We start from the raw sequence: 15,323 nt of genomic DNA, 5'->3' as shown, positions 1-15,323 counted from the left end.
CGCCGTGGCGCTGACGCTCCCGGCCTGCGGCGGCACCCCGCCGGCACCGCCGGCGACCGGCGGCCGGGTTCCCGCACGATCCGAAGCCGGGCTCCACCGAAAGCGCCGCCGACCTCATCGATCTGCGCAAGGCCCTGGGGATCGGGAAGTGGAGTGTGTTCTCCCATTCCTACGGCACCGATCTGGCCCTGATCTATCTGCGCTCGGACGCGGCGGCCAGCGGCACGGTCGCGTTCGACGGGGTGACACCGCCGTCGGTGGCGGCCCTGGGCTGGACGTGGGCCAGCGCCCGGCAGGCTCTCGACGCCATGGTGCGGGCCTGCACCGATCAGCCGGGCTGCGCGCAGCGCTATCCGGATCTGGAGGCCGCTTTCGTGCGGTTGGTCGGCGACGTCGAGGCGAATCCCGTCACCACGACCGTCGGTGACACGCAAGTCGTCATCGACGGGGGCTCGATGCTCGCGTGGTTCGTGCCGGTGGCGACGCACCTGCCCGCGGACTGCGCTCAGTACGCTGACGCAGCGGGTTGTGTCGCAAGGGGATTCGAGAGGTGGGGCACGTCGCCGTGCGCGAGAGGGTGATTCGCTGGACTATTGCGGCGATACCGAGACATCCCTGTCTGCGCGATCCGGGCGACGCTTCGCCGCAGAGGATCGCCACTCAGAGCGTCCGGCTATTTCACGTAACCACGGTACCCGGCGAACGGGTATCGCGACACGGTTGTGTTTCTGACACTGGCGAACGGCGCGGTGCCACGTCCGAAATTTGCTGTGAAGAAGCTGTAGATTTCGAGTGTTCGCAGCATGATCCGGTGGCGAGGAGCGCGCGGTGACCGATGTGGTGGATCGACCGGCCCGGTCGAACGGTGGTGGACGGCATGCCAAGCCCGTGGAGCGGCCGCCGTTCGCCTGGCTGACCGTGGCCGCGGTCGCGGTGCCCGCCGCCGTGGTGCTGCTGCTGTCGGCGCGACGCTACGGCTACTTCGGCGACGAGCTGTACTTCCTGGCCGCGGGCCGCCGCCCGGCGTTCGGCTATGCCGACCAGGGCCCGGTGCTGCCCCTGCTGGCGCGGTTGATGGACACCATCGCGCCGGAGTCCTACTTCGTGCTGCGGCTGCCCGCGGTCGCGCTGACGGTGACCGCGATCGTGTTGTGCGCCCTGCTGGCCCGTGAATTCGACGGCGGCCGCTGGGCGCAGTTGCTGGCGGCCATCGGCTACGCGAGCTCACCGTTCCTGCTGTTGCAGGGCACCATGCTCACCACCAATGCGGTCGATACCGCGCTGTGGGTCATCATCACCTGGCTGGTGGTGCGCTGGGTGCGGACCCGCAACGATCGGCTGCTGCTGGCCGCCGCCCTCGTCACCGCCGTGGACATGCAGGTGAAGTGGCTGATCCCGTTCTTCTGGATCGCGGTCGTGATCAGCAGCATGCTGTGCGGGCCGCGGGAATTGGTGCGCAGGCCGCTGTTGTGGACCGGCGGCGCGATCGTGGTGCTGGCCACCGTGCCCGAACTCGTCTGGCAGGAACGCCATGCGTGGCCGCAGCTGAAGATGGGCGGGGTGATCGGTTCCGAACAGGGGATCCTGGGCGGTCGGCTGCTGTTCCTGCCCATGTCGATCAGCCTGGCCGGATACCTCGGAGCGCTGCTGCTGTTGTGGGGATTATGGGTGCTGCTGCGCTGGGATGTGCTGCGGCCCTATCGGTTCCTGGGCGTGACGCTGCTGCTGTTGTTCGCGGCGTTTCTGATCACCGGCGGACGGATCTATTACGCGGCGGGCATGTACGCGGTCATGCTCGCGGCGGGCGCGGTCGGCGTGGTCGGCACCGCCGAGCGCATCGCACCGCTGTGGCGGCGGGTGCTGACCGCGGGCATCGCCGTACTCGCCGTGGGCGCAACGGCTTTCACGCTGTACTCGACGCCGTGGCGGCCCGCCGAGGAGGTGCATCCGCCCAAGGACGATGCCGAGGCGGCGATCAATATCGGCGTCTACGGGTCCTTCGGCTGGCACGAACTCACCGACGAGGTGACCCGCGCCCACGACGCGCTCAGCCCCGCCGAGCGTGAGCGCGTGGTCATCATCACCGATACCTATTGGCAGGCCGGCGCTCTGGACGAGTTCGGTCGCGCGCACCTGCCGCCGCTCTACAGTCCCAGCCGCGGTTTCGGCTACTTCGGGACCCCGCCCGACGACGCCTCGGTGGTGCTGGCCGTCGGCGGCTACGAGGCGGTGCTGCGCAGCCAGTTCGAGCACGTCGACCCGGTCGGCAAGGTCGACACCCGCCTCGGGTTCAAGGGCAACACCCAGGACGTCACCATCTGGAAGTGCTCGGGCCGGAAGCAGCCGTGGTCACAGGTGTGGCCGCAGTGGATGCGCCTGTGATCGGCCGGACCACCGCCGCCGCGGCCGCCTCGCGTTCGCGGCAGGTGCGCACCGCCGCCGCCAATCGAGGGAGCGGAGCGACCAGTTCGTCACTCAGCGGACCGTGCAGGCCGAGCTGACAGAGTACGCCGGTGGCGGCCAGGATGGTGCGCCCGATCGGCGCGTACTCCGGCGGCGTGGTGAGGTGGCGCGACACATTGGACAGGCTCGGCTCGGTGGCGCGCCGCACCTGGGAGCGCAGCCACGCCTGGGTCAGGTGGGCGTCGCGGTGCCGGTACAGGTCCACGATCGGGTCGACCATGCCGACCAGGTCGGCGATCGCGAATTCCCGTTCCGGGCGCACGAATCCGTGCGTGCGCAGCGCCGCCTCCAGGTCGGCGGGGCCGCCGTTGAGGGCCGCCTCGCCGATATCGCCCACCAGCGTGGGGAATTCGGCCGGGAACGGTGAGCACGCGCCGAAGTCCAGGACGCCCAGGCGGCCGTCGGGCAGCATCCGGAAGTTGCCCGGGTGCGGATCGGTGTAGAGCAGCCCGGTCCGCGCGAAACTCGCCATGACGAAACGCGTCACCAGTAGTCCCGCCCGGGTGCGCTCGGCGGGTGTGCCCGAGGCGATCACCCGGTGCAGCGGGACGCCGTCGAGCCATTCGGTGACCAGCACGTCGCCCTGCTGATCCACCACCGCCGGGACGTGGAAGTCGGGGTCGTCGGCGAAGGCGGCGGCGAAGATCCGTTGGGTGGCGGCCTCTTCGGCGTAGTCGAGTTCCGCGCCGATGCAGGCGGCGAACGCCTCGGTCACCGCCCGGGCGTCGAGGTCCGGGGCGAAGACCTTGGCCAGCGGCGCGAGCCGGCGCATGTGCTCGAGATCCGCCGCGACCGCCGCCCGCGCCCCGGGATACATGAGCTTCACCGCGACGCGCCGCCCGTCCGGCCACACCGCGCGATGCACCTGTCCCACCGAGGCGGCGGCTGCCGCGCGAGTGTCGAACTCGGCGAACCGATTCCGCCACTCGTCGCCCATCGACGCCGCCATGGCCCGCTCGACCGCGGCGGGCAGCATTGCGGGCACCGAATCCTGCAGCCGCGTCAACGCCTCCCGATACGGCTCGCCCAGCTCCGGCGGCAAGGCCAGTTCGTAGAGCGCCAGCAGCTGACCCAGCTTGGCCGCGACGCCCTTGAGTTCGCCCAGCACCTCGAACATGTGCTGCGCGGTGCGCGCCTGAATATCGAGTTCGACCTCGCGGGACGGTGTTCCGAGCGCCCGCCGCCCGAGCCCGCCCGCCCGGCGCGCGGCATAGGCCACCGGCAGTGCGGTGATCTTGGCGGTGCGGGCCGCGGAACGGGTCGGCAGGCCGTCGGCCGAGCCGGTCGAGCGGCGGCGCGCCCGCCGGAAACCGCCCTGGCGCGGTTCGAGCATCGAGAACCTCCGAAACGTCGAGAGCCTCACTGTGTCACGGTGTCGATCTTCGCGGCTGGGCGGTAGTGACCGCAAGGACCGGACCGGCGACCGGGCCTAGTGCCCGAACGCCGTGGCCGGACCGAGTGGCACCACCAGCGCGGACGGGTACGCGGCGGTCCGCTGGATCTGCTGCGAGATGCCCAGCAGGCGGCCCAGATCGGCCGGGTTCGGGATGGTCGACGGGAACGTGCCGCTGGTGATGCGCAGACGCAGCGAGTGGCCGGGTTCCAGCCGGTGGAAGGCGGGGCGGATCTTGATCTCCATCCGCACCACGTCACCGGGGGAGAGCAACTGCTCGTTCTCCTTCAGCACGGTGTGCTCGGGCGCGTACACCGTGCCGTCGCCGCTGCGCCAGGTCTTGCCGTCGTCGAGGGTGCGCTGACTGGCCAATTGCGAACCGCCGGTGATGTTCACGGCCGTCCCGTCCGGCGCGACATCGTCGAGCCACATCTGGAAGGCGGCGTCGGAACCGGTCGAGGAGGCGTACAGGGTGACGGCCGACGGCCCGGCCAGCATGGTCGGTTCGGTCACCGGGTCCATGGTGTAGCGCAGCCCGGCGGTCGGGTTCTGCACCCACTCGGTGCACGGGTTGGAGACGGTGAAGACCCGGAACACGAAGTCGAACAGCCCCGCCGCCCACTGGCCCAGCGTCTCGCGATTGCAGATGGTGTCGATGCCGGTGTAGTTCAGGCGATCCGAGGCGTCGACGGCCGTCGGCCTGTCCGCGACGAGGCGGTCGCCGTCGAAGTAGCGCTGCTCGACGGTGGTCTGCTCGAACGGGTAGCGCGCGGTGTCGGCGGCGGTGTTGTTCGCGTCGATGACGTGCAGCGGCGTGCGGGTCTCGTCGACGCCGTTGGGAATGTCCTCGAGCCACCGGTCGAACCAGGCCAGGGTGATCTGGTCGGTGTCCATCCGCGAGCCCGGGCCCAGGCCGAGGCCGACGTGATACCAAGGGCCCATGAGCAATTGGTAGCGCCCGTCGGCCTGCTGGTCGGCGGCCATCGGGGCGAACTGGTCGCGTCCGGCGGCCAGGTTCTGCAACTGCGCGTAATTGCGCACCGCGCCTTCCTGATACAGGTCCCACCAGCCGTCCACCTGGTACATGGCGATGCCGTTGTCCACCAGGTTGTGCAGGTCGGTCTCGAAACGCCGCTCGCGCCACCAGGAGTTGTCGTAGGCGGTGGGTCCGCCGGAGTAGGCGTCGAAGAGCAGTTTCACGGTGCTGGTGTCGGGGCCGACCAGCGCGGCGAGGTGATCGCCGAGGGACTTCAGGAAGGTCTGCGGCGACAGCGGCGCGGTCAGGAACGGGCCGATCAGGCTCAGGTACGGGACCATGAGCGAGATGACGGTCAGCAGCAGCGGGCTCATCATGCCGTCGTGATCGAGCACCTCGTCGAAGATATTGTTGGGCACCGCGAACGGCACGATCGCCTTCAACGGTGAATCCGGTCCGATGGTCTCGGCGGTGCGGATGGCCGACAGACCCGGGAACGAGTAGCCGTACATGCCGACCTTGCCGTTGGAGCCGGGCAGCTTGGCCGCCCAGTCCACCAGCTCCACACCGTCCTTGCCGTCCTGCTGCGACGCGGGACTCCACGCCCCGGTCGAGCCGCCGGTGCCGCGCACGTCCGCGGTCACCTCGATGTAGCCGTGCCGGACCAGCACATCCTGCATCGAGGTGGCCTGATTGATGACCCGGCGCGCGTCCTTCAGCTGATCGGGCAGCTGGATGTGCAGTTCGTCGATGACCGAGGTGATGGCGGCGGTCAGCGCGCTGGCGACCGCGCCGTAGGTGGTGAAGTTGACGACCACCGGGAACTCACCCGCGGCCCGCTGCCCGGTCGCCGGATCGGTCGGATACCGCACCTCGGCCTGCAACTGGGTGCCGTCGGACAGCGAAACCACCTGTCCCAGTTGATAACCCACCCCGTACCGCGCCGGCGTGGGCTGGTAGTCCGAGGGCAGGCCGAAATTCGCGGGCGCGTCGGGCACCGGCCCGAACACAGGCGCGGCCCCCGTCGGCGTGGTGGCGGCGATGGTCATGGCCAGCGCGGAGAAGCCCGCCACGGCCCAGGGGGCGAGGCGGCAGCGGCGCGGCCGGAAGGTGCTGCTCAACGAAGTACCTCTGCGGATGGTCGGGAGGTCCCGGCGGGCGCGGACCGGATGCCGCGCCGCATGACCTCGTCGTCGGTGTTCAGCACACCGCACAGAGCCCGCGCGCCGGTATCGGCAATCGCCAAGAGTGTGGACGAGGGCATTGTGCAGCCGACCAAACCCCGGGCCGCCCCGCCACCCGGGCGTGGCGGGGCGGGCGAGCAGGCCGCGGCGCGCTGCGGGCAGTGGCCAACGCGGCGTGTGAGGGTCGGGCGGTCGCGAACTACGGTGCGAAGCAGGAGGTTTCGAGGCGCCGGGCGATGCGGGCGGCCGAGAGTGTCATGGCGTCGGTCGGGCGGTGCGGATCCAGACCGGTCAGCTCGTGCACGCGGGCCAGGCGGTAGGTGACGGTGTTGCGGTGGACGTTGAGCAGGCGGGCCGTGGCCAGCTGGTTGAAGCCGGTGTCGACGAAGACGTCCAGGGTTTCGGTCAACACCGTCTGGCTGTCGAGCGGCTCGAGCACGGCCGCGAGCCCGGGGCGCGCGGAACCGCCCGCGGCGACGGTGTATTCGAACATCAGGTCCGCGCGTCGGCACACCGGCTGCGGGCGGCCCAGGCAGCGGCCGAGCTCGGCCAGCGTGCGCGCCTCGGCGAACACCTCGGGGATCGCGGCGCGGCTCGCCGCGGTGGCGACGCCGACCCAGAAGGGGGCGGGTGCGGCCGAACGCGGCTGCTCGGTTTGTGCGGTCTGCCCGAGGGCGAGCCGGCCGGGCCCGGGCAGGCGCGCGGTGAGCGCCGCCAGGGTCGCCGTGCCGTCGTCGCCGGCGTGCAGTGGCAGCAGGGCCGTCCAGCCGCCGCTGTCCAGGCGCAGGAACACGCCCGGGATGGCTTCGATGCGATGGCGCAGTTCGCTCGTGTCGCCGCCGCGCGCGGACCCGAGCCGGAAGGCGGCGAGCAGGAACGCGTCGGGCACCGCCACGGCGGGTTCGCCCGCCCACTCGACGGGGTCGCGGCCGGTGAGCAGCGCGTCGGCAATGGCTCGGCGGCGTTCCAGCAACTCCCAGCGCGGGTCGTGGGCGCGCTGAACGCAGGCGGTGGCGATGCGGGTGGTGAGCAGGGTGATGTAGCGCAGCAGCGAGATCGCGGCATCGTCGAGGAGTTCGCGTTCGGGGCCGTGGGCGGTCTCGCGCACCCGCGACCAGATCAGCTCCGCGCCCAGGCTGTAGCGGTTGAGCACTTCCTCGAGGGTCTCGCCATCGCGGATACGGCTCAACGCGATCTGTACGACCTCGGCGGTGTCCTCGGGCGAGGGTGGCACACCGGTGCGCAGGAATTCGAAGAACAGGTCCACGTTCAAGGCCGTGCCGCGCTCGAAACCGCTGGTCACCAGGGATTCCGGGAGCTTGGGGTAGGGCGGCGCGAGAGCGGGGAATTCCGCGCGCGCCACGACCGCGCGTTGGTACAGCTCCTCGAGCGTCCGATCCCGTAATCGCGCGTGCATAACTCTCCTACTACCCGTACAGCGACTCGATAGTAGCGGCGTAGGTGATAGCTATTGGTTTGCGACTGAGTTTTCCGGTCGCCGTGAGGTGATCGGAGCCCGGGACCCACACGTCCGGCAGCACCGCGAACTTCTTGATCTGCTCCACCCGTGAGAGCTTGTCGTTCGCCGCGCCCACGCCGTCCTGGAGGGTGGCGAGCACGCGCGGATCGCGGGCCAGGGCCGCGATGTCCCGCTCGGTTAGCTGGTGGCGCTCGGCGAACGCGGCGGCCAGGTCGGGTCCAGGCAGATGAGCGCAGTGTTGTAGGCGCGGCCCTCGCCGATGGCCACCACCGCACCCGCCAGGGGCGTGTGCTCGGTGACGGTGCTCTCGATATTGGTCGGCGACATGTTCTTACCGGCCGCGTTGATGATGAGCTCCTTCTTGCGGTCCACGATCCGCAGGAAGCCCTCGGCGTCGAGTTCGCCGATATCGCCGGTGTGCAGCCAGCCGTCGGCGTCCACGGTCTGGGCGGTCTTGGCGGGCTCGCCGCGATAGCCGCGCATCACGCTGCCGCCGCGCACCAGCACCTCTCCGTCCTCGGCGATGGCGACCTCGGTGCCGGGGAACGCGGTTCCGACGGTGCCGCGAAGCGTTCCTCCAGCGCCGCTTTGACTTTCACCCACACCCGCGGGACACCCAGGAACACCGTCGGATGCACCTCCTCCGAGAGCGCGGCCGCGACCTGTCCGAGGTCAGGGCAGGTGGTGATCTGGCCGCCGGTCAGGATCGAGAGATAGTGCGAGAGCCAGCGATTGGCGGCGTGCGCGTCGGGCAGATAGGAGATCACCCGGTCGGCGGGGGAGCCGCCGCCGAATTCGTCCACCACGCGGGCGTTCTCGAGGAAGTTGGTGTGGGTGAGCTCCACGCCCTTGGGCGGGCCGGTGGTGCCCGAGGTGTAGACGATGGTGAGCAGATCCTCGGGAGCCACGGCGCGCCAGGCGGATTCGAAATCGATACCCTCCGGCGCGGTGGCCTCGATCTCCGCCAGCGCGACGCACCCCGCGAGCGCCTCGTCGACACAGATCACGTGCTCCACGGTCGCGCCCCGCTCGGCGGCCAGCGCCACCGCGGCGCGGACCTGCGGCGCGAACTGCGCCTCGCAGATGGCGAAGAACTGTGACAGGTGATTTGTGCACTGTGCCAAAAGCGGGGGAGCGGGCAGGGCGGGTCGGAGTCGTGGATCCCACGCCGACATCCGCGCGTCGATCATGATGGCGAATGATCTTGGTGCACAAGCTCATTCGCGTCCTTCCGGGTGTCTGCGCGACGTATCGTGTGAGCACGAACAGGACCGCCGGACCCCGACCGGGCTGTCCGATCGGGCAGGCGTGCGCGGCCACGAGGAGGCAGCGGTGATCACCCCTACCACCAATGGAGTACAGGACTACATCGACGCCGAGGAAGTCGAGTACGTCGACGTCCGCTTCTGCGACGTCCCCGGCATCCAGCAGCATTTCTCGATCCCGGCGAGCATGTTCGGCCCGGAGCTGGTCGAGGACGGCATCGCCTTCGACGGCTCCTCGGTGCGCGGCTTCCAGGCCATCCACGAATCCGACATGCTGCTGCTGCCGGATCTGCGGACCGCGCAACTGGATTCGTTCCGCACCGCCAAGACCCTCAATATCAGTTGTTTCGTGCACGACCCGCACACCCGCGCCGCCTACAGCCGCGACCCCCGCAATGTGGCCCGCAAGGCCGAGGAATACCTGCGCTCCACCGGAATCGCCGACACCGCCTATTTCGGTCCCGAGGCCGAGTTCTACATTTTCGACACCGTCCGTTACGACACCACCATGAACCGGGCCTTCTACGAAGTGGATTCGTCGTCGGCGGACTGGAATACCGGCGAGAAAATCAATCCCGACGGAACTCCGAACCGTGGCTACAAAGTCCGGGCCAAGGGCGGCTATTTCCCCGTCGCCCCCTACGACGCCGACGTCGATCTGCGCGACCGCATGTGCACGCACCTGCAACAGGCCGGATTCGAATTGGAGAAGGGCCACCACGAGGTCGGCACCGCCGGACAGGCCGAGATCAACTACCGGTTCAACACCCTGCTCGCCGCCGCCGACGACCTCATGCTCTACAAGTACATCATCAAGAACACCGCCTGGGCGGGCGGCAAGACCGTCACCTTCATGCCCAAACCGCTCTTCGGCGACAACGGGTCCGGTATGCACGTGCACCAATCCCTCTGGAAGGACGGCGCCCCGCTGTTCTACGACGAAGCGGGCTATGCCGGACTGTCGGACCTGGCCCGGCACTACATCGGCGGGCTGCTGCACCACGCGCCCTCACTGCTGGCCTTCACCAACCCGACGGTGAATTCCTACAAGCGCCTCGTCCCCGGCTACGAGGCCCCGGTGAATCTGGTCTACAGCCAGCGCAATCGCTCCGCCGCCGTGCGAATCCCGGTGACCGGCACCAATGCCCGCGCCAAACGCCTCGAATTCCGCTGCCCCGATTCCTCGGGCAACCCGTACCTGTCCTTCGCCGCCATGATGATGGCCGGACTGGACGGCATCACCAACAAGATCGAGCCCGCCCTGCCCGTGGACAAGGACCTCTACGAACTCACCCCCGAGGAATCCGCCGAGGTCACCCAGACCCCCGCCAGCCTCGAAGCGGTCATCGACCGCCTCGAGGCCGACCACGACTACCTCACCCAGGGCGGGGTGTTCACCGAGGACCTCATCGACACCTGGATCCGCCTCAAGCGCGACACCGAGATCGCCGAGATCAACCTCCGCCCCCACCCCTACGAATTCGAGCTCTACTTCGACGTGTAGAGACCGGCCAGGGCGCGCGGGAGCGGGCCCCGGTGCAGGACGCCCAGTCGCTGGGTGGCGCGGGTGAGGGCGACGTACAGTTCGGCCGCGCCGCGCGGGCCGTCGGCGAGGATGTGCTCGGGTTCGACCACCAGGACGGCGTCGAACTCGAGGCCCTTGGTCTCCGAGGCAGGGACCGTGCCCGGCATGCCGGGCGGGCCGATCACGATGCTGGTGCCCTCGCGGCCGGCCTCGTCACGGACGAATTCCTCGATGGCCGAGGGCATGTCGTCGGTGGCGAGCTGCCGGGCCCACGGCTGGACACCGCAGGCTCGGACCGAATCCGGCGGGGTGACGTCGGGGGAGAAGTCGGCGAGCACGGCCGCGGCGACAGCCATGATCTCCGCGGGCGTGCGGTAGTTCACGGTGAGCGAGCGGTACTGCCAGCGGTCCGGAACGTAGGGGTCCAGCATCTCGGCCCACGACGTCGCCCCCGCCGCGGAACGACGCTGCGCGAGATCGCCCACCACGGTGAAGGAATGGCCGGGGCAGCGGCGCATCAGCACCCGCCAGTCCATGGCCGACAGCTCCTGGGCCTCGTCGACCACGATGTGCCGGTAGGTCCAATCCCGGTCCGCGGCAGCGCGTTCGGCCAGTTCGCGGGTGTCGCGTTCGATGAAACGCTCGGCCAGGTCCTCGCCGTAGAGCATGTCGGTGGCGAATAGATGGTCCTCGTCGTCCATGTGGTCGGCGCGGTTCACCAGCAGATCCAGCACGCCCTCGGCATAGGCGGCCTGCGCCTTGCGTTCCCGCTCGGCCGCGGCCTCCTCGGCGGAGGTGTCGCGGCCCAGCAGGTCGGCCAGCTCGTCGAGCAGCGGGACATCCGAGACCGTCCACGCCTCGCCCTCGGCCCGCCAGAGCGACTGGTCGGCGCCCGCCGCGCGCAGACGGTCGGTCGACGACAACAGTTCCGCCAGTAGCTGTTCCGGCGTGAGCGCCGGCCACAGCTCGTCGAGCAGCGCGGTGAAGCCCTCGTGCTCGGAGAGTTCGGTGCGCAGGTCGGTGCGCATGTTCTCCCACGCCTCGCGGTCCTCGCGGGTGAGCCAGCCCTGACCGATGCGGGCGATCGCGCGCTCGGTCAGCGCCCAGGTGAGCACCTCCACGAACGTGGCGCGGGCCAGATTGTGCGGCAGGCCGCTCTCGCGAGCCTCCGACCGCGCCCAGTCCGCGATATCCGCGCCGATGCGGACCGTCACATCCGACAGTTCGAGGGACACCGGCTCCGCGGGCACCCGCTGCCGGTCCGCGATCGCCGCCTTCAGCACCTCGAGAGTGCCGAGTGTGCCCTTGAGCCGGGCCACCTCCGGAATGTCCTCGGCGGTCGCGTGCACGCCGGGCATGAGATCCGCGGTGGTGGTGAACACCACGTTGGTCTCGCCCAGCGACGGCAGCACCCGCCCGATGTGCCTGAGGAAAGCCGTATTCGGGCCCACCACGAGCACGCCGTTGCGTTCCATCTGCTTCCGCTGCGTGTACAGCAGATATGCCACCCGGTGCAGCGCCACCACCGTCTTGCCGGTGCCCGGCCCGCCCTCGATCACCAGCACACCGGGGTGATCGAGCCGGATGATCCGGTCCTGCTCGGCCTGGATCGTCGCCACGATGTCGCGCATGCCCTCGCCGCGCGGCGCGTTCACCGCCGCCAGCAGCGCCGCGTCACCGCGCTCCCCGTCCCCGGGACGACCGAACACCTCATCGGTGAAATCCACCACGTCCCGGCCCCGCGTGTGGAATTGGCGACGCCGGCGCATGTTCTCCGGAGTCGCGGCGGTCGCGGTGTAGAACGCCTGCGACGCCGGGGCGCGCCAATCCTGCAGCAGCGGCTCGAATTCGTTGGTCTCGTCGTAGATGCCGATCCGGCCGATGTACGCGTGCTCACCGGTCTCGCTGTCGAGACGGCCGAAGCACAGGCCGTTGTCCGCCACACCCAGCCGGGTCATCTCCTTGGCCAGCGCCCGCGCCTCGGCATCCCGCTCCACCAGCACCGTCGCATTGCCGCGCACGGTCAGCGTCTCGCCGTACCGGCCGCGTACCCGCGCCCGCTCGGCGTCCAACCGCGCGTACAGCCCGGCCACGTACTCGCGCTCGGAGCGCAGTTCTTTCTCGTACCCCTGATCAGACATCAGCACCACACCTTCCGCCCAGCCGGTCCCCGGCCGCCGCCCACGCGCCATTCGCGCAGGCCGCGGCCCTCGGCCAGCGATTGTGCGCCACCACGGGGGCCTTGCCGCAAGCCCCCCACTGGGATATATGTTGAAAGGGGAGAGAGGTACAGCCCTCCCCGATTCCCTTCCCCGATCCCCCTTCTCGCAGCCGCTACGCGGCGGTCGGCCGCTGCCCGCCCGACACCAGGTTCATGATGTCCTTGTTGCCGTCGGCCCACTGCGCCGTCATCACCATGGCCTCGACCTTCCACGCACCGACCACCAGGCGCAAGCCGATCCGGTAGGTGCCGCCCAGCGTCCAGCGCGGCGAACCGAGCGGATTGGCCAGTAGATGCACCGCCTGGAAGACGGCGGTCAACTCGGCCCGATCACCATCGACGGTCACCAGATGATTGCCCAGCAGATGCTGCGTGGCGTCGAACGCGCCGATCAACTTCTCCCAATCCGGTCGAATCTGACCAGGATTCACCGTTGCGGGCGCACCACCCCACACGCTCGAATAGTCGAGGGTGACCGCCGAACTCGCGCACCTCGCCGGAATCAGCGCCGAGTACTACCAGCGTCTCGAACAGGGCCGCGCCGCCAACCCCTCCGCCGAAGTCCTCGACTCCCTCGCCGCCGCCCTGCGCCTCAACCCCGTCGAAATCGAGCGCCTGCACGCGCTCGCCCGCCCGGCGCTCCGAAACCGCCTCCGCCGCACCGCGTCCCGAACTGCTGCGCATGCCCCGCCGCCGCATCGTCACCTTCACCCCGCCCCGGACACCGCCCTGCCGGCCCTGTGACGGACCGCGCGGTCACTCGGCGGTTCCGCACGGAACGATCCAGTGGTGTCGCAGGGTCGGGAAGACGCCGGCGATCAGTTCGAAATGCTTGTCGTAGTGCAGAACCGTGGCGTCGTAATGGACCGCGGTCGCCGCGATCAGGACATCCGTCGCCTGGGCGGAACGGCCGTGACCGTGCGCCCAGAGTTGTTGCCGGATCGTGCGTACCAACCGGTCGATCGCGGGATCCATCGGGAGGAAACGGAACACTCCCGTATGGATCGTGATGATGCGTTCCAGATCCTGAGCAGTGCGGGCGCTGTAGCAGGCCTCGTCCAGCGTGACGGCATTCGAGCACAGGACACCGACGGCGGCGTTCAGCCGGTCGAATGCCGCGCGCACGGCCGGGCAGGTCTGAATTCGGGATACCGCGCTGTGATCGGCGAGGTACAGCGCGAGATTTCCGCCGCCGGTCATCGCGGCTGCTGCGGCTCGGCCTCTCCGGTCTGCTCGGCCTCGGGTAGGAAGGGCGCCGAGTCGGCGAACCACGCGATGGCGTCGTGCTGCTGACGCTGCTGGACCAGGAGGCGCAGCGCCGTGCGAACGGTCTCGGTTTTCGTGGCCCCACCGGTGACCCGCCGGGCCTGTTCCATGAGGTCATCCGGAATGTCGATCAGGGTTTTCGTCATGGTCACCTCCGGAGGGATATATAAATCGTTCCTGAAGTATATCCGAGCCGGTGCGCGGGCGGCTCGCCGATCCGGAATCGCCCAACGAGACGCGCCGAGAGTAGTTGCGGGTTCGTTCGGTGTGTTGTCGTTAGATTGGGGGCAGGACGGATCGGCCGCGACGCGAGAGTGGCCCGCAGGGAGGCGGGTTCGTGTCGAGGTGCGGGAATACCGTTGTGACACAACGTGCCACGCGAATGACAACGCGTGGTCATGTGGGGTGGCGTCAAACTATGACCTTGACCTCAGTGACCGCGCGGGATCGTGGTGCGGTCATACGATCCGGGGCTGACATATGCGGGAAGGCGAGTAGGCCATGGATCGAAATGCGTTCGTCGAGGTGATGAACGAGGCGAGCGGCATGCTGGAGACCGGCCGGGCCGAGGAGGCGCTGGCGCGGTTGTCGGCGTTCGACGACGAGCTGGCCGGGGTCCCCGATCCCAAGGAATACGGCTGGATCGTCTCCTACCGCTTCCGATCCGCCTTCGCCGCGGGCGATTACGCCCAGGCCCTGCACCTGGCCGAACATGGCCCGGCTCGCTACCCAGCCGACATCCCGCCCGCCACCCTCGCCACCATGTACTCCATGGCCGTCGAGGCCGCCACCCAGCAGGACCTGCCCGACAGCGCCGTCCTCATGGCAGACCGCTGCATCGACCTGCGCCGCGCCCACGGCGAACACGCCGAAGTGCTGATGGCGGCCATGACCGCCTGCACCCTGCTCGGCGACATCGAAAGACACGACCTGGCAAGCAGATATGCGCAACTGCTGATCACCGAGGGCGTCGGCCACGACGACTACCGCGGCTACGGGTACTACGCGCTGTGCGCCGCCATCGAACAGGGCGTCGGCGGACACCTGATCGACACCCTGCGGGCCGGCCGCGAATGGCTCGAGACCCAGGACAACGAATTCGCCCGGGTGGCACTGGAATATCTGCAGACCGCCCCCGCCCTGCGCGACCCGCTCGCCATCGACCTCGGCCTCGCGGACCCGCTCCGCAACGGCGCGCCGCTGACCGAACCCGGCGCCATACTGCCCGAACCGGGCGCACCCTTCCCTGAACCGGGCGGACTGTTCCCTGAACCGGGCGGACTGTTCCCTGAACCGAGCGCACTGTTCCCCGAACCGAGCGCACTGTTCCCCGAACCGGGCGCGCTGTTCCCCGAACCCGGGTCGGCTTTCCCCGAACCCGGCTCGGCACAGCCTGATCAGGGGTTCTCGCCGCTGGAACCCGCTGGCGCACAGCCCGAACCCCGCGCGCCGGGAGCCGATTTCGGTGCCGCGCAGTCCGGCCCGGCGCCCGGTCTGCCGCCGCTCGACCCGGCCGCCGGGCCCGACGCCATGGCGACCCAGTACCTGCG

General features: G+C 69.5%; 14 protein-coding genes and 1 pseudogene. 5 read left to right on the top strand and 10 right to left on the bottom strand.

All coding sequences use genetic code 11. From position 1 onward, the window contains the following. Positions 1 to 155 precede the first annotated feature (155 nt). Together ACFV4K_RS02470 and ACFV4K_RS02465 are read left to right on the top strand one after the other, a co-directional pair. Entirely contained in the window at positions 156 to 581 is a 426-nt protein-coding gene (locus tag ACFV4K_RS02470; RefSeq protein ID WP_379271458.1) for a hypothetical protein, read from the top strand. Between the two features lie 247 nt (positions 582 to 828). Next, on the top strand, positions 829 to 2,382 hold the full coding sequence (locus tag ACFV4K_RS02465; protein ID WP_379271456.1) for a glycosyltransferase family 39 protein: 1,554 nt from the start codon (positions 829 to 831) through the stop codon (positions 2,380 to 2,382). Here ACFV4K_RS02465 and ACFV4K_RS02460 read toward each other — a convergent pair. The 6 genes from ACFV4K_RS02460 to ACFV4K_RS02435 form a co-directional block, all read right to left on the bottom strand. Continuing rightward, a complete protein-coding gene (locus tag ACFV4K_RS02460; protein WP_379271454.1) occupies positions 2,312 to 3,796 on the bottom strand; it encodes an ABC1 kinase family protein in 1,485 nt (494 codons plus the stop codon). The genes ACFV4K_RS02465 and ACFV4K_RS02460 overlap by 71 nt on opposite strands. 96 nt (positions 3,797 to 3,892) lie before the next feature. Then, a complete protein-coding gene (locus ACFV4K_RS02455) occupies positions 3,893 to 5,953 on the bottom strand; it encodes a CocE/NonD family hydrolase (protein WP_379271452.1) in 2,061 nt (686 codons plus the stop codon). Between the two features lie 262 nt (positions 5,954 to 6,215). Continuing rightward, positions 6,216 to 7,433 (bottom strand): PucR family transcriptional regulator, encoded by a 1,218-nt coding sequence (locus ACFV4K_RS02450; protein WP_379271451.1) that lies wholly within the window; start codon positions 7,431 to 7,433, stop codon positions 6,216 to 6,218. 10 nt (positions 7,434 to 7,443) lie between these two features. Further along, positions 7,444 to 7,635 (bottom strand): hypothetical protein, encoded by a 192-nt coding sequence (locus ACFV4K_RS02445; protein ID WP_379271449.1) that lies wholly within the window; start codon positions 7,633 to 7,635, stop codon positions 7,444 to 7,446. A 38-nt stretch (positions 7,636 to 7,673) separates the two neighbouring features. Continuing rightward, a complete protein-coding gene (locus ACFV4K_RS02440) occupies positions 7,674 to 8,003 on the bottom strand; it encodes a hypothetical protein (protein ID WP_379271447.1) in 330 nt (109 codons plus the stop codon). Beyond that, positions 7,979 to 8,686 (bottom strand): AMP-binding protein, encoded by a 708-nt coding sequence (locus tag ACFV4K_RS02435; RefSeq protein ID WP_379271445.1) that lies wholly within the window; start codon positions 8,684 to 8,686, stop codon positions 7,979 to 7,981. Before ACFV4K_RS02435 ends, ACFV4K_RS02440 begins: the two co-directional genes overlap by 25 nt. Before the next feature lie 142 nt (positions 8,687 to 8,828). Here ACFV4K_RS02435 and glnA point away from each other — a divergent pair, with 142 nt between their 5' ends. Next, a complete protein-coding gene (gene glnA / locus ACFV4K_RS02430; RefSeq protein WP_379271443.1) occupies positions 8,829 to 10,265 on the top strand; it encodes a type I glutamate--ammonia ligase in 1,437 nt (478 codons plus the stop codon). Here glnA and helR read toward each other — a convergent pair. Together helR and ACFV4K_RS02420 are read right to left on the bottom strand one after the other, a co-directional pair. Then, positions 10,250 to 12,427 (bottom strand): RNA polymerase recycling motor ATPase HelR, encoded by a 2,178-nt coding sequence (gene helR, locus ACFV4K_RS02425; protein ID WP_379271441.1) that lies wholly within the window; start codon positions 12,425 to 12,427, stop codon positions 10,250 to 10,252. The genes glnA and helR overlap by 16 nt on opposite strands. 193 nt (positions 12,428 to 12,620) lie before the next feature. Further along, a complete protein-coding gene (locus ACFV4K_RS02420; RefSeq protein ID WP_379271439.1) occupies positions 12,621 to 12,938 on the bottom strand; it encodes a nuclear transport factor 2 family protein in 318 nt (105 codons plus the stop codon). A gap of 40 nt (positions 12,939 to 12,978) precedes the next feature. On the opposite strand from ACFV4K_RS02420, the gene ACFV4K_RS02415 reads away from it, so the two are divergent. After that, entirely contained in the window at positions 12,979 to 13,251 is a 273-nt protein-coding gene (locus tag ACFV4K_RS02415; protein ID WP_379271437.1) for a helix-turn-helix domain-containing protein, read from the top strand. A 12-nt stretch (positions 13,252 to 13,263) separates the two neighbouring features. Here ACFV4K_RS02415 and ACFV4K_RS02410 read toward each other — a convergent pair whose 3' ends face one another. Both ACFV4K_RS02410 and ACFV4K_RS02405 read right to left on the bottom strand, forming a co-directional pair. Then, on the bottom strand, positions 13,264 to 13,707 hold the full coding sequence (locus ACFV4K_RS02410) for a PIN domain-containing protein (protein WP_379271435.1): 444 nt from the start codon (positions 13,705 to 13,707) through the stop codon (positions 13,264 to 13,266). Further along, positions 13,704 to 13,919 (bottom strand): type II toxin-antitoxin system VapB family antitoxin, encoded by a 216-nt coding sequence (locus ACFV4K_RS02405; protein WP_379271433.1) that lies wholly within the window; start codon positions 13,917 to 13,919, stop codon positions 13,704 to 13,706. Before ACFV4K_RS02405 ends, ACFV4K_RS02410 begins: the two co-directional genes overlap by 4 nt. Before the next feature lie 355 nt (positions 13,920 to 14,274). Here ACFV4K_RS02405 and ACFV4K_RS02400 point away from each other — a divergent pair. Further along, a pseudogene (locus ACFV4K_RS02400) lies at positions 14,275 to 15,323 on the top strand (hypothetical protein); the annotation flags it as partial.

The organism is Nocardia sp. NPDC059764, from assembly GCF_042732555.1.
GTDB lineage: Bacteria > Actinomycetota > Actinomycetes > Mycobacteriales > Mycobacteriaceae > Nocardia.
Note: the sequence above shows the minus strand (reverse complement) of the source record. Positions and strands in the feature narration are given on the sequence as shown.

Coding starts and splice junctions, on each gene's coding strand:
- ACFV4K_RS02460 (WP_379271454.1), bottom strand. CDS start 3,796: ATGCTCGAACCGCGCCAGGGCGGTTTCCGGCGGGCGCGCCGCCGCTCG.
- ACFV4K_RS02450 (WP_379271451.1), bottom strand. CDS start 7,433: ATGCACGCGCGATTACGGGATCGGACGCTCGAGGAGCTGTACCAACGC.
- ACFV4K_RS02435 (WP_379271445.1), bottom strand. CDS start 8,686: ATGATCGACGCGCGGATGTCGGCGTGGGATCCACGACTCCGACCCGCC.
- helR (WP_379271441.1), bottom strand. CDS start 12,427: ATGTCTGATCAGGGGTACGAGAAAGAACTGCGCTCCGAGCGCGAGTAC.
- ACFV4K_RS02410 (WP_379271435.1), bottom strand. CDS start 13,707: ATGACCGGCGGCGGAAATCTCGCGCTGTACCTCGCCGATCACAGCGCG.
- ACFV4K_RS02405 (WP_379271433.1), bottom strand. CDS start 13,919: ATGACGAAAACCCTGATCGACATTCCGGATGACCTCATGGAACAGGCC.